At 50.1% G+C, this 19,827-nt stretch carries 20 protein-coding genes and 2 tRNA genes; 19 read left to right on the top strand and 3 right to left on the bottom strand.

Annotated features, from left to right (window positions below; translation table 11 throughout):
- Positions 1-42 precede the first annotated feature (42 nt).
- From ACMP1L_RS03600 to ACMP1L_RS03555, 10 genes are all read left to right on the top strand, one after another.
- Positions 43-1,293 (top strand): bifunctional folylpolyglutamate synthase/dihydrofolate synthase, encoded by a 1,251-nt coding sequence (locus ACMP1L_RS03600; RefSeq protein WP_418452028.1) that lies wholly within the window; start codon positions 43-45, stop codon positions 1,291-1,293.
- A gap of 75 nt (positions 1,294-1,368) precedes the next feature.
- Positions 1,369-1,503, top strand: a complete 135-nt coding sequence (locus ACMP1L_RS03595) for a hypothetical protein (RefSeq protein ID WP_279220941.1) — start codon at positions 1,369-1,371, stop codon at positions 1,501-1,503.
- A 12-nt stretch (positions 1,504-1,515) separates the two neighbouring features.
- Positions 1,516-2,820 (top strand): tetratricopeptide repeat protein, encoded by a 1,305-nt coding sequence (locus ACMP1L_RS03590; protein WP_177304492.1) that lies wholly within the window; start codon positions 1,516-1,518, stop codon positions 2,818-2,820.
- A 105-nt stretch (positions 2,821-2,925) separates the two neighbouring features.
- The gene (locus ACMP1L_RS03585) at positions 2,926-3,267 is read left to right on the top strand and encodes an STAS domain-containing protein (protein WP_118732432.1); all 342 of its coding nucleotides are present in this window, start codon (positions 2,926-2,928) and stop codon (positions 3,265-3,267) included.
- A 95-nt stretch (positions 3,268-3,362) separates the two neighbouring features.
- A complete protein-coding gene (gene spoIIAB, locus ACMP1L_RS03580; protein ID WP_118732433.1) occupies positions 3,363-3,779 on the top strand; it encodes an anti-sigma F factor in 417 nt (138 codons plus the stop codon).
- A gap of 4 nt (positions 3,780-3,783) precedes the next feature.
- Entirely contained in the window at positions 3,784-4,503 is a 720-nt protein-coding gene (locus ACMP1L_RS03575) for a SigB/SigF/SigG family RNA polymerase sigma factor (protein ID WP_118732434.1), read from the top strand.
- Positions 4,504-4,627: 124 nt separating this feature from the next.
- Entirely contained in the window at positions 4,628-4,783 is a 156-nt protein-coding gene (locus ACMP1L_RS03570; RefSeq protein ID WP_177304494.1) for a hypothetical protein, read from the top strand.
- On the top strand, positions 4,780-5,412 hold the full coding sequence (locus ACMP1L_RS03565; RefSeq protein ID WP_177304495.1) for a stage V sporulation protein AA: 633 nt from the start codon (positions 4,780-4,782) through the stop codon (positions 5,410-5,412). Before ACMP1L_RS03570 ends, ACMP1L_RS03565 begins: the two co-directional genes overlap by 4 nt.
- Positions 5,402-5,833, top strand: a complete 432-nt coding sequence (locus ACMP1L_RS03560; RefSeq protein WP_418452027.1) for a stage V sporulation protein AB — start codon at positions 5,402-5,404, stop codon at positions 5,831-5,833. Before ACMP1L_RS03565 ends, ACMP1L_RS03560 begins: the two co-directional genes overlap by 11 nt.
- 83 nt (positions 5,834-5,916) lie before the next feature.
- Positions 5,917-6,372 (top strand): SpoVA/SpoVAEb family sporulation membrane protein, encoded by a 456-nt coding sequence (locus tag ACMP1L_RS03555; protein WP_177304497.1) that lies wholly within the window; start codon positions 5,917-5,919, stop codon positions 6,370-6,372.
- 80 nt (positions 6,373-6,452) lie between these two features.
- Here the strand turns inward: ACMP1L_RS03555 and ACMP1L_RS03550 are convergent.
- A tRNA-Leu gene (locus ACMP1L_RS03550) sits at positions 6,453-6,536 on the bottom strand.
- 5 nt (positions 6,537-6,541) lie between these two features.
- Positions 6,542-6,625 (bottom strand) — tRNA-Leu (locus tag ACMP1L_RS03545).
- Positions 6,626-6,821: 196 nt separating this feature from the next.
- Between ACMP1L_RS03545 and ACMP1L_RS03540 the strand changes: the two genes are divergently transcribed.
- The 7 genes from ACMP1L_RS03540 to aroD all read left to right on the top strand — a co-directional run bounded on the left by ACMP1L_RS03540 (position 6,822) and on the right by aroD (position 15,887).
- Positions 6,822-7,694: an NAD(P)/FAD-dependent oxidoreductase gene (locus tag ACMP1L_RS03540; protein ID WP_177304498.1), complete on the top strand. Its 873-nt coding sequence runs from the start codon at positions 6,822-6,824 to the stop codon at positions 7,692-7,694.
- A 92-nt stretch (positions 7,695-7,786) separates the two neighbouring features.
- On the top strand, positions 7,787-8,224 hold the full coding sequence (locus ACMP1L_RS03535) for a MarR family winged helix-turn-helix transcriptional regulator (RefSeq protein WP_177304499.1): 438 nt from the start codon (positions 7,787-7,789) through the stop codon (positions 8,222-8,224).
- A 67-nt stretch (positions 8,225-8,291) separates the two neighbouring features.
- Positions 8,292-10,025, top strand: coding sequence for an ABC transporter ATP-binding protein (locus tag ACMP1L_RS03530; protein ID WP_118732450.1), 1,734 nt, complete (start codon positions 8,292-8,294; stop codon positions 10,023-10,025).
- Positions 10,026-10,029: 4 nt separating this feature from the next.
- Positions 10,030-11,943 carry an ABC transporter ATP-binding protein gene (locus ACMP1L_RS03525; RefSeq protein WP_418452026.1) on the top strand — a complete coding sequence of 638 codons (1,914 nt, stop codon included), beginning with the start codon at positions 10,030-10,032 and terminating at the stop codon, positions 11,941-11,943.
- Positions 11,944-12,073: 130 nt separating this feature from the next.
- The gene (locus ACMP1L_RS03520; protein ID WP_418452025.1) at positions 12,074-14,074 is read left to right on the top strand and encodes an oxidoreductase; all 2,001 of its coding nucleotides are present in this window, start codon (positions 12,074-12,076) and stop codon (positions 14,072-14,074) included.
- A 104-nt stretch (positions 14,075-14,178) separates the two neighbouring features.
- Positions 14,179-15,057, top strand: coding sequence for a shikimate dehydrogenase (locus ACMP1L_RS03515; RefSeq protein ID WP_418452024.1), 879 nt, complete (start codon positions 14,179-14,181; stop codon positions 15,055-15,057).
- Positions 15,058-15,110: 53 nt separating this feature from the next.
- Positions 15,111-15,887, top strand: coding sequence for a type I 3-dehydroquinate dehydratase (gene aroD / locus ACMP1L_RS03510; protein ID WP_418452023.1), 777 nt, complete (start codon positions 15,111-15,113; stop codon positions 15,885-15,887).
- Positions 15,888-15,940: 53 nt separating this feature from the next.
- Here the strand turns inward: aroD and ACMP1L_RS03505 are convergent, their stop codons facing one another.
- Complete coding sequence (locus tag ACMP1L_RS03505; RefSeq protein WP_118732455.1) at positions 15,941-16,822, bottom strand: LysR family transcriptional regulator; 882 nt, start codon at positions 16,820-16,822, stop codon at positions 15,941-15,943.
- Positions 16,823-16,986: 164 nt separating this feature from the next.
- Between ACMP1L_RS03505 and ACMP1L_RS03500 the strand changes: the two genes are divergently transcribed.
- Complete coding sequence (locus ACMP1L_RS03500; RefSeq protein ID WP_418452022.1) at positions 16,987-17,832, top strand: sugar phosphate isomerase/epimerase family protein; 846 nt, start codon at positions 16,987-16,989, stop codon at positions 17,830-17,832.
- A gap of 36 nt (positions 17,833-17,868) precedes the next feature.
- A complete protein-coding gene (locus ACMP1L_RS03495; RefSeq protein ID WP_418452021.1) occupies positions 17,869-19,794 on the top strand; it encodes an oxidoreductase in 1,926 nt (641 codons plus the stop codon).
- Positions 19,795-19,827 lie beyond the last annotated feature (33 nt).

The following is a 19,827-nucleotide window of genomic DNA, read 5'->3' as shown; positions in this document are numbered from 1 at the left end:
CGGTAATCGTTCATATTTGTGAATGGACAGGCATATATAACAATGATAGACAAAAAAGCGCGGGATTACCTGCTGGCAATCCCGCTTTGGACAAAAAAGAAAAATACGCTGGATGAGGTCCGGCATTTCCTGAAAGAACTGGGAAATCCGGACGAGCAGTTACGTATCATCCATGTGGCCGGGACCAATGGAAAGGGTTCGGTCTGCGCAGACTTAACCGCCATGCTCATGGAAGCCGGATATCATGTGGGAACCTTTGTGTCTCCGCATCTTACCGACGTGACAGAGCGTTTTCTGGTGGATGGCGTTCCTGTGGAAGAAGCCGGATTTTCAGAGAGCTTCGCCAGGGTAAAGGCAGTCACGGACAGGCTGACGTCAGAAGGCTATGCGCATCCAACCTTTTTTGAGTTTGTGTTTCTGATGGCCATGGACTTATACGGGAGGAGAAAGCCGGATTTTGTGGTTCTGGAGACGGGACTGGGCGGACGGCTGGATACTACCAATGTGATCCGGCATCCGCTGGCCTGCGTGATCACCTCCATCAGCCTAGACCACACCCAGTATCTTGGAGATACGGTGGAGCTGATCGCGGCAGAGAAGGCCGGCATCATCAAGCCCGGGGTGCCGGTGGTATATGACAATAACGACCGGGCTGCAGGATCTGTCATTGGGGAGGCTGCGGACAGACTTGGCAGTGCGGCATACGGCCTTACCGCGGATGATTCCTACCGGGATGTTTCCTTTGCGGCACCGTACCAGGCCATGAACGCGGCACTGGCGGTGAAGGTACTGGAAATTCTGGACATTGCCGGTGTGACAGCGGATATCTGTAAAAAGGCACTGGCGTCGGTTTGCTGGACCGGACGGATGCAGCAGGTGGCACCGGATGTCTGGGTGGATGGAGCGCATAATCCGGGTGGTATCCGTGCGTTTGTCCAGGCAGTGAAGAGACAGAATCCATCACATATCCAGCTTCTTTTTGCTGCGGTTTCGGACAAGGATTACCACGAGATGATCCGCCTGCTCTGCACACAGCTTGTTCTGGAATCGGTCACGGTGGTACAGCTGGAGAGTGAGCGCGGGCTTCAGGCAGCTGCGCTGGCGAAGCAGTTTGAGGAAGCCGGATGCAGCAGAGTGACAGCCTTTGACTCCACAAAAGAGGCACTGGAGCATGTGCTTTCCGGGAAGAAAGAGGAAGACCGCCTGTACATGGTGGGGTCCTTGTATCTGATCGGGGAGATTCTGGAGGATTTAAAGCTGCTGCGGCCTGCAGACCGGGATTTTCTGAACTGAAAATTTCGTATGATACAGTGATGGCAGCAGATTTTGCCGATGCAGTGGTGACAGCTTGAGAAAGTGAGGAGAAGCATGCTGGATTTTGAAGAAGAGGTTGCACGGTTCCAGCCGAGTCTGGAAGTGGGCGATGTGGAAACGCAGATTGTAAAAGAGGATCTGACGGATATGACAGATCTGATGGTGGAACTGCTGAAAAACAGGGAGTAACAGGAAACAACTATGAAAACAGGAACGAAAAACCGGCAGATTGCCAATGCCTATTACAACATTGGCCTGGAAAAAGCAAAGAGCCGGGATCTGACCGGCGCGGTGACTGCGCTGAAGAAGAGTCTCCGGTTTGACAAATACCAGACCGATGCGAGAAACCTGTTAGGTCTCATTTATAATGAGATCGGCGAGGTGGGATCAGCGCTGACTCAATGGGTCATCAGTTTAAACCTGCAGGAGCAGGACAATCTGGCGGAGGAGTATCTGCGAAAGGTCCATGCCGCCAGAGGGTATCTGGAGCTGGCAGATCAGGCAGCTAAGAAGTACAACCAGGCTCTGATTTATGCACAGAATGACAATGAGGATCTGGCAACGCTGCTTTTGATGCGCATGGTAGAAGAATTTCCGCAGTATGTCAAGGCTCAGGAGCTTCTGGCCCTTTTGTATCTTCATCAGGAGGATTATATCAAGGCAGGACGGTGCCTGTATCAGGCATTAAAGATTGACCGGTATAACCCATGGGTACTTCATTATATGGATATCGCCAAGCATAATACCGGTAAGGCTGAGGTAGAAAAGCGGAAGCTGCAGAATGCATTTTCCCACCGGCAGATGCAGGATGACGACATCATCATGCCGCCGAGCTATAAAGAGAATACCGGCTGGCAGTCGGTCCTCAACATTCTGGTTGGCCTGGTGCTTGGTGCCATGGTGATCTTTTTCCTGGTCATGCCGGCCAATACCGAGGCATTGAACGCAAAACATAATCAGGAATTGAAGGATACGCTGGAGGAACTCAATCAGAAGAATATTGAGATCGACAGTCTGGGTCAGCAGATGGAAGCAGCCAGGAGTGCGCAGGATGAGGCAGAGGAGAATCTGAAGAATCTGCAGAATTCCAGCGGTGGAACTCTGGCCCAGTATCAGAATCTGGTTAAGATCCTGCAGGCATACCGGGATGAGGATCAGAAGACAGCTGCGCTCCTGTATGTGGACACGGACTGGTCTGTCTTAAATGACGGTGTACTGAATGAAACGGTGGCCTGGATCCAGAAGGATATGTCAGAAAATGGATATACACTTCTGATGAACCTGGGAGATGAGGCGCTGGCAGCCGGGAACACGGCAGGAGCAGCAGACTATTACCAGAAGAGCCTGCAGATCAAGGGAAACAACCCGGAAGTGATCTACAAGCTTGGCATGGCTTATGTGACTGCCGGGGATCAGGAGACTGCGACCCAGTATTTTACCGATATCATCATGAATTATCCGAATTCCGATTATGTGGATGACGCAAAGACCCAGAGAGGATACTAAAGAAATAGAAAATGATCATAAAAGATACGACAGAGAAAGCGTGAGAAGCGCGCTCTGCCGTATCTTTTTTCTTTATTATAATTCACAGGAAATGGGGGATTTTATATGTACGGACAGACTTTTTCTTATGAAGCTCACGGGCAGACCCTGGTGATCCATCTGCCGAAACAACTGGATCATCATAACTGCCGGAACCTGAAATATGAAACAGACCTTTTGCTGGCAGAAAACTATATCAGCAAGGTGGTCTTTGATTTTTCCAGAACAGAGTTTATGGATTCCTCCGGTATCGGAATTTTGTTAAACCGCTATAAACAGATGGCGGGAAGCGGCGGCACGGTGACCATTTATGGCGTGAATGCCCAGGTGGGACGGGTATTGGCCATTGGCGGTATCGGACGGCTGATGAAATATTTTGATACGAAGGAAGCGGCAATCGCGGGATAATCTCCCGGCTGATACTGGAAACATGTGTCTGTCGGGAATTGGAACGGGCAGGACGAAAGAATCGAAAAGCTGAAAAACGGGAGGATGGGAAACATATGGAGCGTTTTCGGATGGAACTGGAGAGCCTTTCAAAGAATGAGGAATTTGCCCGGGTGGTTGTGACGGTGTTCATAAGCCGTCTGGATCCGACGCTGGAGGAAATCGATGATGTGAAGACCGCGGTTTCTGAGGCGGTAACCAACGCGGAGATTCATGGATATGGTGGGGAGAGCGGCACCATTACCGTGGAGGTGGAAATTGAGGGAAGAGAGGTGACGGTAGTGGTGGAAGATTACGGCATTGGGATCCGGGATGTGGAAAAAGCCATGGAACCCATGTTTACCACCGACAAGACCGGAACCAGATCCGGCATGGGATTCTCCTTTATGGAGGCGTTCATGGATCAGGTGCATGTGGAATCGGAACCTGGCAAAGGGACAAAGGTTGTCATGAGAAAACAAATCGGCAGGTGATCGCATGGATGAGACAATGGATCTGATCCGGCGTGCGCATGCCGGTGATGAGGAAGCGAGGGAGCAGCTGGTTATGGGAAATGTGGGGCTGGTCTGGAGCGTGGCCCGGCATTACAGCGGGCGGGGACACGAACTGGAGGATCTGTTTCAGATCGGGTGTATCGGCCTGTTAAAGGCGGTGGACAAGTTTGATCTGGGCTTTCAGGTCCGGTTTTCTACGTATGCCGTGCCTATGATCGCTGGGGAGATCCGCCGCTTTCTGCGGGATGACGGAATGATCCGCGTAAGTCGGTCCATGAAGGAGCTGGGACTTCGCGTCCGCAGGGCGAGGGAAATGCTGACGGCAAAGTCCGGGCGGGAACCTGGACTTGCGGAAATTGCGAAGGAGCTGGATATCAGCTGTGAGGAGGTGGCAGCCTGCATGGGAGCGGGGGCAGAGATAGAATCCCTGTACCGGGAGAGCGGAAATGGTGATGAGGGCGGCCTGCGTCTCATGGACCGGATCCCGGATGGAACGCAGAATGAGGAACAGCTTATGAACCGCCTGGTATTAAAGCAATTGATGGAAAAGCTGCCGGAAAAGGACCGGGAGATTATCGTGAGGCGTTATTTTGAAAACCAGACTCAGACACGCATTGCAGCAGACTTAAATATTTCACAGGTGCAGGTATCACGGCTGGAAAAACGGATCCTGAAGAAGATGCGGGAATATCTGGGGGCATAACTGCGCATACTGAGTACAGAAAGCCGGAAACATCATTCTACCGGCTGAATGGAACTGACAAGGTGAAAATGCAGTACCATTCAGCCGGAACAGGAAGAAGACGGCGGGAAAGGGATGAGCAGAAATGAAATTCTGGAAGTCAAAGGCCATGCTGTTAGCCGTGCTGGGCGTACTGCTTCTGGTCATGACAGCCGTATGGCTTTGCTTTTTTCACGGAGATGAAGCGAAAGAACCGGATGGAACTCTGGTCTTCTCCATTACACGTGAGGTGGCTGCATGAGTGCACAGAATACGGTCTATCTGAATCTGAGGGAAATTACGGAACTGCATAAGCCGGATATTCAGGTGAAAGATGTGGCAGAAATTTATTGCAGCGACACCCATGTGCAAAACCGCTGTGCCAGCCTGAAAATTAAAACGATCCGGGAACAGAAGAGAAAACGATATGTGGAAAATGCCCTGAATGTGATACGGATTCTGGAAGCGTCAGATCCTTCCGTAACAGTCAATAACGTGGGAAAGGTGGAATTTATCATTGATTACCAGCCCAGCGTGAAGCAGAAGCTGTTCTGGCAGTGGTGTAAGACCATGTTTGTCTGTATGATCTGTTTTTGCGGGGCAGCCTTTGCCATTATGACCTTTAACAATGATGTCAGTGTCACATCGGTGTTTGGTGAGGTATACCGTCTGATCACCGGCCGGGAATCGAATGGGCACACGATGCTGGAAGTGTCTTATTCTGTGGGACTGGCGGTGGGGATCCTTGCATTTTTCAACCATTTTGCGAAATGGAAGATCAGCGCAGATCCAACGCCGCTGGAGGTGGAAATGAGGCTGTATGAGGATAACATCTGCAAGACTGTGATCCAGAATGATTCCAGAAAGGAGCGGGGCATTGATGTTTCGTAAACTGCTCCTCGTTTTTATTGGTCTTAGTTCCGGGGGCATCATTGCGGCGGGCGTTTTTGCATTTCTGGTCATGATCGGCGTGTTTCCACGGCTGATCGGAAAGACCGGAACAAAGAGGCATATTTTGTTGTACGGAACGGTTATCATGACCGGAGGGGTGCTGGGAAATATTGCGGATCTGTATGAGTTTTCCATTCCCATGTATGGATTTTCCACATTGTTTCTCAGCATATTCGGACTGTCTGTGGGAATCTTTGTGGGATGTCTGGTCATGTCGCTGGCGGAAACCTTAAAGGCACTTCCGGTCATCAGCCGGAGGCTTTATCTGGCGGTGGGACTGCAGTATCTGATCCTGTCCATTGCCCTGGGAAAACTGGCCGGATCGCTGGCGTATTTCTTTTGCGGAATGGCAGCGGAATGATGCTGGAATCAGAGCAGGCGCATTTTGTGGGTGCAGAGATAGAATAAGGCAGAGAAAACAGAGCAAAGGAGATAGAATATACCATGGAATTAAATAAAAAAGCCTACGACGAATACGTCAAACAGATTACTCCAGTCAATGAACTGGGAAGTGACATGCTGCACGCTTTTGTGACCGGCGGAACCATCTGCGCATTGGGACAGGCTTCGGTGATGCTGATGATGAACTACCTTGGAATGGAAAAAGAAGATGCTCAGACCTGGATGCTGGTGGAGCTGATCCTGACCAGTATTTTGCTGACTGGCTTTGGTATTTACCCGAAGATAGTAAAATGGGGGGGAGCCGGGGCACTGGTTCCTATCACCGGCTTTGCGAATTCCGTGGTGGCGCCTGCTATTGAGTATAAGGCAGAGGGACACGTGTTCGGGATTGGATGTAAGATTTTCACCATTGCAGGACCGGTGATTTTGTTTGGTGTATTTACCAGCTGGATTTTGGGGATAATTCTGCTAATTGGAAAAATTCTGGGGATAGCGTGATGAAATATGGAAACAGGCATAGACAAATAAGAAAAAGAAGAGCCACCGCACAATTTTGTGCGATGGCTCATTTTCTGCAATGCAGAAGATGGGAGTCGAACCCACAAGGTATTGCTACCACACGGACCTGAACCGTGCGCGTCTGCCAATTCCGCCACTTCTGCATACCTGCGGGAGATGGGACTTGAACCCACACGACATAACTGCCACTAGATCCTTAGTCTAGCCTGTCTGCCAATTCCAGCACTCCCGCCGACAAGAATATACTATACTATAAAAGTGAAAAGTATGCAAGCACTTTTTTCGGAATTTTTGAAAAAATTTGAAAAGTTTATCAGAACACCCGGTTTCAAAAATGGAAAAATTTAAACTTTTGAAACCGGGTATGGATGGTATATAATAGAAAAGAACATGAAATCTATAATACACACAAAGGAGATTACGATTCTATGGAACGTTACGATATCGCCATCATCGGCACTGGCCCGGCGGGGCTTTCCGCGGCAGTTACGGCAGCCATCCGTAAAAAAAAGATTCTTTTAGTGGGCAGCAGGGATTTAAGCAGCAAGGTTCAGAAGGCCCAGGAAATCCAGAATTATCTTGGATTCCCCGATATCAGCGGGGCGGAGCTGGGCAGGGCTTTTGAGGAGCACATTGACCGGATGCAGGTTCCCATTGTGGAGGAGCGGGTAAATCTGATCTATCCCATGGGAGATTCTTTTTCCCTGCAGGTGGGACAGGACATCTGTGAGGCGGATGCAGTGATTCTGGCTACCGGCGTGAATTTCGGAAAGCCGCTTCCGGGCGAGGAGGAGTTCTTAGGACGAGGCGTTAGCTACTGTGCCACCTGTGATGCGCCTCTTTACCGGGGAGCCACCGTGGCGGTGATCGCTTATCAGAAATCCGAGGAGACCGAGGCGGATTTTCTGGCCGATATCGCGCAGAAGGTTTATTATTTTCCGATGTATAAAGAACCGGTGGAGGTTTCAGAAAAGATTACGGTAGTAAAGGAAATTCCAAAGGAGATTACCGGCGGCATGAAGGCGGATATGCTGGTGACAAAGGAGAACAGCTATCCGGTGGATGGTGTCTTCATTTTAAGAGAGAGCGTGTCTCCGAAGAATCTGGTGCCGGGCTTACAGATGGATGGAAACCATGTAGCTGTGAACCTGCAGATGGAAACGAATGTGCCCGGATGCTTTGCCTGCGGTGATATTGCCGGACGGCCTTATCAGTATATCAAGTCCGCGGGGCAGGGTAATATAGCGGCACTGTCAGCGGTTTCTTTTCTGGATCAGAAGCGCCGCTCCGTAGTTTCATAAAAAGTTCACAATTTTCCGATTGACAAATTGGTGGTTATGTCCTAAAATGCTTAGGAAACTAAATAAAAAGGACGCAATGATCGTGAGGTGCAATGAAACAGCAGGAAGAACGAATTGCCATGCGAAGCATCAAACGTCTGTCAAACGGAATCAGCAGAGAGATGTGTGCGGCCTTTGGCTCCGGTATGTTCAGCGGAGCACAGGGACGCACACTTCATTTTCTTTTGGCAGAGCATACGAAGAGCGATGTCTTCCAAAAAGACATCGAGGCAGAGTTCGGACTCAGGCCTCCTACGGCTACGGCACTTTTAAAGGAGCTGGAGCAGCGGGGACTGATCCGGAAGGAACCGGTGCCCTATGATGCCAGAAAAAAGAAAATCGTGGTGACTGAGGAAGCACTGCAATACAAAGACTGCGTACTCAAAGGCCTGGAGGAGCTGAATCAGAAGCTCACTGCAGGGATTTCCGATGAGGAGATGCAGGTCTTTTTTTCTGTGACAGACAAGATGCTGAAAAATCTGGCGAAGTAATGGTTGTCAGGCACGTATGCGTGAGCAGCAACAAACTAATTTACAAGTGTAACAAGGAGGAAATGTAGTGATTAAAACTTTACTGAAAAGTGTACGGCAGTACAAACGCCAGTCTCTTTTATCACCGCTTTTTGTGGCAGGCGAGGTTGTGCTTGAGTGTATAATCCCGCTGGTGATGTCAAAGCTGATCGACCATCTGTCTGCCGATACTATGACACCAATCTTAAAATATGGCCTGATCCTTCTGGTCATGGCAACCATATCTCTGGGCTTTGGTGTGCTGGCCGCGCGCAATGCGGCTGAGGCATCCTGTGGTTTTGCAAAAAACCTAAGGCAGGATATGTATTTTAAGATTCAGGATTTTGCGTTTGCGGATATCGATAAATTTTCCGCATCATCCCTGGTGACCCGTATGACAACAGATGTCACCAACGTACAGAACGCTTACCAGATGTTAATCCGTCTGGCCGTTCGTACCCCGCTTATGATTTTCTTTTCCGTGATCATGGCAATGACCATCAACGTGAAGATGGCGCTGATTTTCTTATGTATCCTGCCGATCCTGGCGGGAGTGCTGTTCGGCATTGCCGTGCATGTGCATCCGATCTTTAAGAGGATCTTTAAAAAGTATGATGCCTTAAACAACTCCGTGCAGGAGAATGTAGCCGGTATCCGTGTGGTAAAGTCCTTTGTCCGCGAGTCCTATGAAACCGAGAAGTTTGACAGGGCAGCAGAGGATGTATGCAAGGATTTTACCTTTGTTGAGAAAATCCTTGCCTTCAACAATCCGACCATGATGTTCTGCATGTATCTGTCCATGTTCCTGGTATATTACCTTGGCGCGCGGATCATCGTCAACACCGGCGCAACGGAGCTGACCACCGGACAGCTGTCGTCCCTGATCACCTACGGCGTGCAGATTCTGATATGTGTGATGATGCTCTCCATGGTATTCATCATGACCACCATGGCATCTGAGTGCGCAGAGCGTATCGCGGAGGTGCTGACCCACGAAAGCTCCCTGACTTCCCCGGAAAATGGTGAGAAGCAGGTGGCAGACGGAAGCGTGGATTTCGACCATGTTTCCTTTAAATATTCCGAGAAGAGCAGGAAGTTCGCGCTGGCTGACATTGACCTGCATATTCCGTCCGGTGCTACCGTAGGCATCATCGGCGGAACCGGTTCTTCCAAGACCACCCTGATCCAGCTGATCTCCCGTCTGTACGATGTGACAGAGGGAAGCGTGAGGGTAGCGGGAAAGGATGTCCGGGAATACGATCTGGAATCCTTACGTGACGCGGTTGCGGTTGTGCTTCAGAAAAACGTGCTGTTTTCTGGCACCATTAAGGAGAATATGCGCTGGGGCAACAAGAATGCGACAGATGAAGAAATTCTTCATGCCTGCAGGCTGGCCCAGGCCGATGAGTTTGTCAGTCAGTTTCCGAATGGCTACGACACCTACATTGAACGTGGGGGTACCAATGTTTCCGGCGGACAGAAGCAGCGTCTTTGTATCGCGAGGGCTTTACTGAAAAAACCGCGTATTCTGATCCTGGATGATTCTACCTCTGCGGTGGATACCAAGACCGATGCCCTCATCCGCAAGGCATTCCGCGAAGAGCTTCCGGACACCACCAAGATCATCATCGCACAGCGTATTTCCTCCGTGCAGGATGCGGATTTTATCCTGGTTCTGGACGGCGGACGTATTGTTGAGCAGGGCAATCATGATGAACTGGTGACATTAAATGGAATTTACCGGGAGATCTTTGATTCCCAGACTAAGAGTAAGGAGGCGTAAAGGGATGAGACGAATGAATAACGCAAACGGCTCCGGCATCCGTCCGGGCACCTTTAAGCGCCTGATGGCATATCTGTTTTCCCATTACCGGGTACATCTGATCACAGTTATCATCTGTATCATTGTGACTGCAGTGGCTTCCGTTGGACAGACGGTTTATATCCAGATACTGATCGACCAGTGCATTCTTCCGGGCGTGGAGAGCGGCATGGACAGTGTATGGCCGCAGATGCGCTCCATTTTCACAAGCATGGCTGTGATCTACGCGGTGGGCGTGCTGGCATCCCTGATCTACACCCGCATCATGGCAACGGTAACCCAGGGAACTTTAAAAAATTTCCGTGTGGATATGTTTACCAGGATGCAGACCCTTCCGGTCAAGTATTTTGACACCCACGCCCACGGCGACATCATGAGTACCTATACCAACGATACGGATGCCATCCGTATGATGGTCAGCCAGAGCATGCCGATGCTGGTTCAGTCGATCCTGACCATTCTGGTCATGATCATCATGATGACCCGCTTCAGCATTCCAATGTTCATTGTAGTCTGCCTGTTTGTGGCTGGTATGCTGACCGTGACGAAGAAATTCGGCGGCATGAGCTCCAAATACATGATGTTCCAGCAGCGTTCCCTGGCAGCAGAAGAAGGCTTTGTGGAAGAGATGATGGCAGGCCAGAAGGTGGTCCAGGTTTTCTGTCACGAGGAAGAGGCAAAGCAGGATTTCTTAAAATACAATGAAAAGCTGTTTGAGGACAGCAAGACAGCAAACCAGTATGGTAATGCCCTGATGCCGATCCTTGGCAACATGGGCAATCTGATGTATGTGGTTCTTGCCATTGTTGGCGGCCTGATGGTTTATTTTCAGGCACCGAACCTGACCTGGAGGGGCTTTAGTCCGGTATCTGTCGGAATTATCATCACGTTTTTAGGGATGTCCAGGCAGCTGGCTCAGACCGTGGGCCAGAGCTCCAACCAGGTAGCGCTGATCGCTATGGGTCTTGCAGGTACAGGCCGTATTTTCGAGCTTATTGATGAGGAGCCGGAGGAGGATGAGGGCTTTGTTACCCTGGTCAACGCGAAGCATGATGAGAACGGTGAACTGGTGGAGGCCGACCATCCGACCCACATCTGGGCATGGAAGTATCCGCGTCCGGACGGTACTGTCACCTATACCGAGTTAAAGGGGGATATCCGTCTGGAGCATGTGGATTTCGGTTATGTGCCGGAGAAGCTGGTGCTGCATGATGTATCCCTGTTCGCGAAGCCGGGACAGAAGATCGCGTTCGTAGGTGCAACCGGTGCAGGAAAAACCACCATCACCAATCTGATCAACCGTTTTTACGATATCCCGGACGGCAAGATCCGCTACGACGGCATCAACATCAACAAGATCTGCAAGGCAGACCTGCGCCGATCTCTCGGTGTGGTGCTGCAGGAGGTAAATCTGTTTACCGGAACCGTAATGGACAATATCCGCTACGGACGTCTGGACGCAACGGATGAAGAATGTATCGCGGCAGCAAAGCTGGCCAATGCGGACAGCTTCATCACCCGCCTGCCGGACGGCTACAATACCATGCTGACCGGAAACGGCGCAAGCCTTTCCCAGGGACAGCGCCAGCTGATCTCCATTGCCCGCGCAGCTGTGGCAGATCCGCCTGCCATGATCCTGGATGAGGCCACCAGCTCCATCGATACCCGTACCGAGGCACTGGTACAGCAGGGTATGGACAATCTGATGGAGGGCAGGACCGTACTCGTCATTGCGCACCGTCTGTCGACTATCCGAAACAGTAAGGCCATCATGGTTCTGGATCACGGACGTATCATCGAGCGTGGTGACCACGAAGATCTGATCGCCCAGAAGGGAACATACTATCAGCTGTATACCGGAGCATTTGAGCTGGAGTAAAAAGAATAGAAAAGAATCGAAGAGCATGAAAACCCATAGACGAAATCTATGGGTTTTTTGAATAAAACGAATTGGTATTTTTTTATCATTTGGCTTACATTGTAGATATCAAATTACAACGGAGTAGATCATGAAAAACAAATACCAGCATATTTTCAGTCCCGTGACCATTCGTCATATGACTGTAAAAAACAGAATTGTGATGATGCCGATGGGCACCAATTTTGGAGAGCAGAACGGAGAAATGAGCTTTCTGCACATCAATTACTATGAACAGCGGGCAAAAGGCGGTACCGGACTGCTGATCGTTGAAAATGCCAGTGTGGATTCTCCGCAGGGCTCCAACGGAACGACCCAGCTGCGCATAGATTCGGACAATTACATACCACGCCTGTATAAGCTATGCGAAAATGTTCATAAGCACGGAGCCTGCATCGCCATACAGATCAATCACGCGGGTGCGTCTGCCATGTCATCTCGTATCGGAATGCAGCCGGTTTCTGCCTCAGATGTGCCTTCTAAGGAAGGTGGTGAAATCCCGAGGCCTCTGACAAAGGAAGAAATCCTGCATATTGTCCGTAAATATGCAGAAGCTGCCAGACGTGCACAGATTTGTGGCTTTGACGCAGTCGAGATCCATGCGGGCCATTCCTACCTGATCAGCCAGTTCCTTTCTCCGATCTACAACAAACGGACAGATGAATTTGGCGGTTCCGCTGAAAACCGTACCCGCTTTGCGCATATGATCCTGGAGGCAGTTCGAAAACAGGTCGGGCCGCATTTCCCGATTTTCCTGCGCATCAGCGCGGATGAGCTTATGGAGGGCGGAAATACACTGGAGGACACCCTGGCTTATCTGGAATACCTGGAAAAAGAAGTGGATGTCTTTGATGTTTCCTGTGGCCTGAATGGTTCCATCCAGTACCAGATAGATGCAAATTATCTCCCGGACGGCTGGCGTTCTTATATGGCAAGAGCTGTGAAGGAAAAATTCGGGAAACCCTGCATTGCTGTCGGAAATATCCGTCATCCACAGATCGCGGAGGAAATCCTTGCGAAGGGGGATGCAGATTTTATTGGCATGGGACGCGGCCTGATCGCGGAGCCGGAATGGGTCAACAAGGTTGAATATGGAAACGAATGTGATCTTCGCAGCTGTATTTCCTGCAACATTGGCTGTGCGGGACACCGCATCGGCTTAAACCAGCCCATCCGCTGCACTGTCAATCCGGCGGTAAACAGTGGGGAAGACTATATGAAGCATAAAATCAAAAAGCCCTGCAATGTCGTTGTCATCGGAGGCGGTACCGCAGGCCTGGAAGCGGCATGCACCGCTGCGGAGGTCGGCTGTACAACATTTTTGATTGAAAAAAAAGCAGAGCTGGGTGGTCTTGCATCGGTGATCTCAAAAATTCCGGACAAAAAACGACTTGGAGAATTTCCGCAGTATCTGATCCGCCGGGCGGAAAAGCTGCATAACCTGTTTGTTTTCTGCAACACGCAGGCAACCACAGAGCTTGTGAAAAGCCTGAATCCGGACATCATTGTGAATGCAACCGGATCTGAACCGACGTTGCCGCCGATCCGGGGACTTCACGAGCTTGTTGACAAAGAGGACAGTCATGTTGCAACTGTGTTAAAAATGATCGAGCGGATTCCGGAATATCCGGAGCATATGGAAGGCAGGAAGGTTGTGATCATCGGAGGCGGGGCAGTCGGCCTGGATGTCATGGAATTCTTCACGGAGCGCGGAGCACGGGTATCCATGGTTGAGATGCTTCCCATGATCGGAAACGGACTCGACCCGGTTTCCAGATGTGACATCCATGCAAAACTGAAAAAATATCAGGTGGAGCAGATGGTGAATACGATGCTCCAGGAGGTCAGAAATGACCGGTTTATCGTAAAAACACCGCAGGATGAAATCAAAGAGCTTCCCTTCGATTATGGTTTTATCTGCCTGGGCATGAAAGCCAGCACACCAGTATTAAAAGAGCTTGAAGAGATCTTTTCAGATACCAATGTCGAGATCATAAACATCGGTGACAGCAGGCGTGCGCGCAGGATCATAGAGGGAACAGAAGAGGGAAGAAATATTTTAAGTGTTCTTGAGCGGCACGACTATCTGTAACCTTGAAATTCAGGGTTACGCACCCGGAACCGGAAATGGTTGTATTTGCGCTGCATGCGTGATATAAAAATAAGAGTGTTATTTAAGTGAAAGGGGTATGAATTATGGCAGAAAGAATTACAGGACATACAGAACTGATCGGGTTATTTGCGTATCCGATCCGGCATTCCAATTCACCGGCAATGCACAATGAAGCGTTTGCTTACCTTGGTCTCGACTACGCCTATCTTGCGTTTGAGGTGGACAACAGCACGCTGGAGGATGCGATCAGGGGCTTTCGCGCAATGAAGATGGTCGGAGCCAATGTTTCCATGCCAAATAAAACGGTTGTAGGAAAATATCTGGATAAACTGTCACCGGCTGCAGAGCTCTGCGGTGCAGTGAATACCATCGTCAATGAAAATGGTGTACTGACCGGACATATCACAGACGGTATCGGTTTTATGCAGGCGTTAAAGGATAACGATATCGATGTGATCGGAAAGAAGATGACAATTGTCGGAGCCGGCGGTGCCGCAACAGCAGTAGAGATCCAGGCGGCATTGGACGGAGTAAAGGAAATCTCTATTTTTAATCCGCACGATAAATTCTGGGCTAATGCGGAGGAAACCGTAAAGAAGATCAATGAAAGAACATCCTGCAGGGCTGTTCTCTACGATCTGGATGACAAAGACCGTTTACGGACAGAGATGGCAGATTCCTACCTGTTTGTAAATGGAACCGGTGTTGGAATGAAGCCTCTGGAAGGTCTGTCTGTCGTGCCGGATGAGTCTTATTTCAGACCGGAGCTGATCGTTGTGGATATTCCGTATTCTCCGTTGGAGACAAAAATGCGTGCAATGGCGAAAAAAGCGGGATGTAAGACCATGAATGGTATGGGCATGATGCTGTTCCAGGGTGCTGCGGCATTTAAGCTGTGGACCGGAAAGGATATGCCGATCGAGCATATGAAAGAGGTGCTGCATATCCGTTATGATGACTGAGGACTGTGCAGCGCACAGTCTTGGCATGAAAGAAAAAAGCTGGAGGAATGTGAATGAATACGGAAACGAATAGCTGGGTAGAAGTCCGCGGCGTGCGGATCGGAGAGGGCATTCCGAAAATCTGTGTGCCGATCGTCGGTACAACAAGGGATGAGATTCTGGCAGCAGCAAAATCCTTTGAAAGCGTAAAGAAGGATGTCGTTGAGTGGCGGGCTGACTGGTTCAATGGTGTCTTTGATTTTGCACAGGTAGAAGCCGTGATGACAGAACTGCGCCAGGTGCTTGGAAATACCCCGGTCCTTTTTACCTTCCGGACCGCCAACGAGGGCGGAGAAAAGGCAATTGAGCCGGCTGCTTATGCCGAGTTAAATAAAAGGGCTGCTGCAACGGGACTGATCGATCTGGTGGACGTGGAAGCCTTTACCGGCGATGAGGTGGTAAGGGATATCGTTGAGTCAGCACATGAGAGCGGCGTTGTGGTGGTAGCTTCCAACCATGATTTTGAAAAAACACCGGAAAAGGACGAGATCGTAAGACGTCTGAGAAAAATGCAGGAGCTGGGCGCAGATATTCCAAAGATCGCGGTGATGCCGCAGAGCAGAAAAGATGTTCTGACCCTGCTTTCAGCTACCGAGGAGATGGTATCAGAGTACGCAGACCGTCCGATCATTACCATGTCCATGTCGGCAACCGGGCTGATCAGCCGTCTTTGCGGAGAGTGCTTTGGTTCGGCACTGACCTTCGGGGCAGTGGGAAAAGCGTCAGCACCGGGGCAGATGAATGCATTGGATCTGAGTGAGATCCTGAATCTGATCCATACAAGCTTATAGAGAAAAAAAGAAGGGCGTGTAAAAAATGAGAAATCATTTTTTACACGCCTTTTTCAGATCAGAGCATGGCTTTTCACATAGCTCAGAAACTGCTCCGCAAGCGGTGTACGGTAGCGGTTTTTCAGATACGCTATATAGAAACGGCGTTCCCAGTTTGCTTCTGTAATGTGGATGACCTTCAGATGCATGCTGGCAAGGATTGGCATATTCGGAACAACTGCAATGCCGAATCCGTTGGCCACAAAGCCGGCAATGGTCTGGTCTTCATCAATCTCAAAGATGCAGTCCGGCTGTTTGCCGCAGGCAAGAAACAGCTTATCGATCATGGGGCGCAGGCCGCTTCGCCTGGAAAACAGGATCTGCGGATAATCCAGAGTCTCACAAAGCCGGATTTCTGTCCGGTCAGAAAGCGGATGATCCGGAGGAACGATGACCACGAGCTCCTGTCTGGCAACAGGGATAAAGTCGATAAGGGGTTCCTGGTCCATTCTGGAGCAAAAGGTGAAATCGTATTTCTGATTTTTTAAATCCTCCAGAAAATCTGCGGTCAGGCCGTTGTAAAAATGAAAGTCGATGGTTTTATCCGGACAGGTTGTCAGAAATCCGCGGGTCAGGCGGGGAACAAAATCAGTTCCGAGAGTGGGAAGCAGACCGATATCAAGCCGCCCGTTCCCCTGAGCGGATGACTTCAGGCGCTCGACACTGCTGTCGAGCAGCTGGAGGGTATGCTCTGCGTCTTTTAAAAAGTTTTTTCCGCATTTTGTGAGAATGACATTTCTTCCGTCTTTTTCAAACAGCTTAACTCCAAGCTCTTTTTCCAGCGCTGAGATGGCATGACTCAGGCTTGGCTGTGTGATGCACAGCTGCTCGGAGGCTTTCATGTAATGCTGAAATTTTGCAAGGGTGACAAAGTAACGAAGCTGATACAGATTCATAAAAAACGACTCCTTCCTGCAGCCAGTATAGCATAATTGATAGATTCTTTCTATGAATGCGGCAAAAAAGATACATTGGTTTTTGAAAACAGCATTACGTATAATAGAATAAGAAATTGATAGAAAAATATCAGATACAATCTGAAAGATCAGGAGGAAATATCATGTCAAACTTGCATCCAATTACAATCAGTTCCTGGACTCTGGGCGATCAGTGCAGCTTTGAAGAGCGGGTACAGGCAGCAAAAAAAGCAGGCTACGAAGGAATCGGCCTGCGGGCAGAGACCTATGCGGATGCCTTAAATGAGGGTCTGAAGGACCGTGACATTCTCGCGATACTGGAAAAATACGATATGAAGGTCACGGAAGTGGAGTATATCGTACAGTGGGCAGAGGAGCATCGCTCTTACGAACAGAAATACAAAGAGCAGATCTGCTTTCATATGTGCCAGCTGTTTGGTGTCCGCCATATCAACTGTGGTCTGATGGAAAACTATCCGGTGGAGCAGACAGCTCAGAAGTTAAAAGAGCTTTGTCAGAGAGCCGGGGAATATATGATCGGAGTAGAGCCGATGCCGTACAGCGGAATCCCGGATCTGAAAAAGGCGTATCAGGTGGTGATGGCCTCCGGCTGCGAAAATGCGATGATCATTCTGGACAGCTGGCACTGGGTAAGAGCCGATCAGCCCTATGACATCCTGACAAAAGAAATTGCCAAAAAGGTGGTAAGCATTCAGATCAATGATGCCTATGAAAGACCTTATGCAGCTCCTGTTTTAAGAGATGAATCCATGCATGACCGGCTTGCGCCCGGCACGGGAGCTAAGGATACTGCAGGCTTTGTCCGCATGGTCCGCGAAGCCGGAGTATCTCCGCTCGCGGTCGGCGTCGAGGTGATCTCCGATGCCATTCTGGCGAAGGGGGTGGAGAAGGCTGCCGCCTATACATACGAGAATACCGTAAAGGTTCTTAAAGAAGCATGGCCAGAGCTTTTGAACGGAGAAAAATAAGACTGCAAATAAAATAAGATACAGAATGGAGCTACAATGAAATTTAAAGCAATGTTTCAGCCGATAGAAATTGGCAATATGACAGTGAAAAACAGATTTGTGGTGCCGCCGATGGGCAACAACTTTGCAAATACCGACGGCACGATGAGTGAACAGTCTGCAGCCTATTATGCAGAACGCGCAAAAGGAGGCTTTGGCCTGATCACGATAGAGGCAACCGTTGTCCATCCGGATGCGAAGGGCGGACTGAGAAAGCCATGTCTCTACGATGACAGCATGATCGAAAGCTTTCAAAAGGTGATCGAGGCCTGCCACAGGGAAGGGGCGAAGGTTTCCATTCAGCTTCAGAATGCAGGGCCGGAGGGAAATGCGAAGAATGCAGGGGCGCCGATCAAGGCGGCATCATCCATCTGCACACAGTGTGGAAGAGATATCCCGCAGACACTGACAACAGAGGAAATCTATCACCTGGTCGATGGCTATGCAGATGCTGCGGAGCGTGCCTGGAAGGCCGGCGCGGATGCCGTGGAAGTTCACATGGCACATGGATATCTGGTGAATTCATTTCTCTCTCCGCGGACAAACAAGCGGGTAGATGAGTTTGGAGGATGCTTTGAGAACAGGATGCGTTTTCCGCGGCTGATCATCGAAAAGATCCGGGAACGGGTCGGAGACAGGATTGCGGTCCTGGCCCGTATCAACAGCTCTGACGAGATTTTAGGCGGAAATGACGTACATGACAGTGCCGCGATCGCAGCCTGCCTGGAGGATTACGGCGTTGATGCGCTTCATGTATCCCGGTCAGTACATATCCGTGATGAATATATGTGGGCACCGACTGCGGTTCATGGAGGTTTTTCTGCGGACCTTGTCACAGAGATCAAGCGGGCTGTGACGATTCCGGTCATCACGGTAGGCCGTTTTACGGAACCGCAGTACGCTGAACTTCTGGTGCGGGAAGGCCGGACTGATCTGGTTGCCTTTGGACGTCAGAGCCTGGCAGATCCGGAGATGCCGAAAAAAGCTCTGGAAGGACGGCTGGAGGATATGATCCCATGCATTGCGTGTCTTCAGGGCTGTGTTCCAAGCATGTATCAGGGAAAACCGCTGTGCTGTCTGACAAACCCGTTCCTCGGCCATGAGAGTGAGCAGTGGAAAATGGCGGAAACATCAAAGAAGGTGATGGTGATCGGCGGCGGTGTCGGCGGTCTGTGTGCTGCTTTTGTGGCAGCAGAACGCGGTCACAGCGTTACACTTTATGAAGCCGGGCATGTGCTCGGAGGAAACATGCGCCTGGCTGCCTTTCCGCCTGGAAAAGGAGATATTACCAATATGGTACGCGCATACATTCACCGCTGTGAAAAGGATGGTGTCAGGATCGTTTTGGGTCAGGAGGTTACCCTGGAGCTGATCCGCAAAGAAAATCCGGATGCCGTGATCGTTGCTACCGGCGCAAAGCCACTGGTTCTGCCAATTGAAGGAATTGACCAGCCGGAAATCCTCTCGGGTTCCGCTGTGCTGGATGGAACGTGCGCACCGGGGAAAAAGGTCCTTGTTGTCGGCGGAGGAATGGTTGGCTGTGAGATCGCGGCACTCCTCGGAGAGCAGGAGCATGAGGTCGATGTGATCGAGCTGCGTGGGGAAATCGGAGCAGATGTGATCAGGGAGCATAAAATCTATTTGATGAAGGATTTTGAACAATACCGGATCGGCCAGATCACGGGAGCGAAGGTGTGCCGTTTTTATAAGGATGGCGTGGAATATGAAAGTGCAGACGGTACCAGACAGGAAGCACGCGGCTATGACAGCGTTGTGCTGGCCATGGGATATCGAAGCTTCAATCCGTTTGCCGGTCAGATCGAAAAGCTTGGAAAAGAAGTATATGTGATCGGAGACGCATCTCAGGCAAGACGTGCTCTTGAGGCAACTTCTGAGGCATATCAGGCCGCGATCCGTCTTTAACACATCAGTTTGTTTGGCAGGTTTATACCAACA

The organism is Ventrimonas sp., from assembly GCF_048380235.1.
GTDB lineage: Bacteria > Bacillota > Clostridia > Lachnospirales > Lachnospiraceae > Brotaphodocola.
The sequence above is the reverse complement of the archived record's forward strand: the minus strand, read 5'-3'. Positions and strand labels throughout refer to the sequence as shown.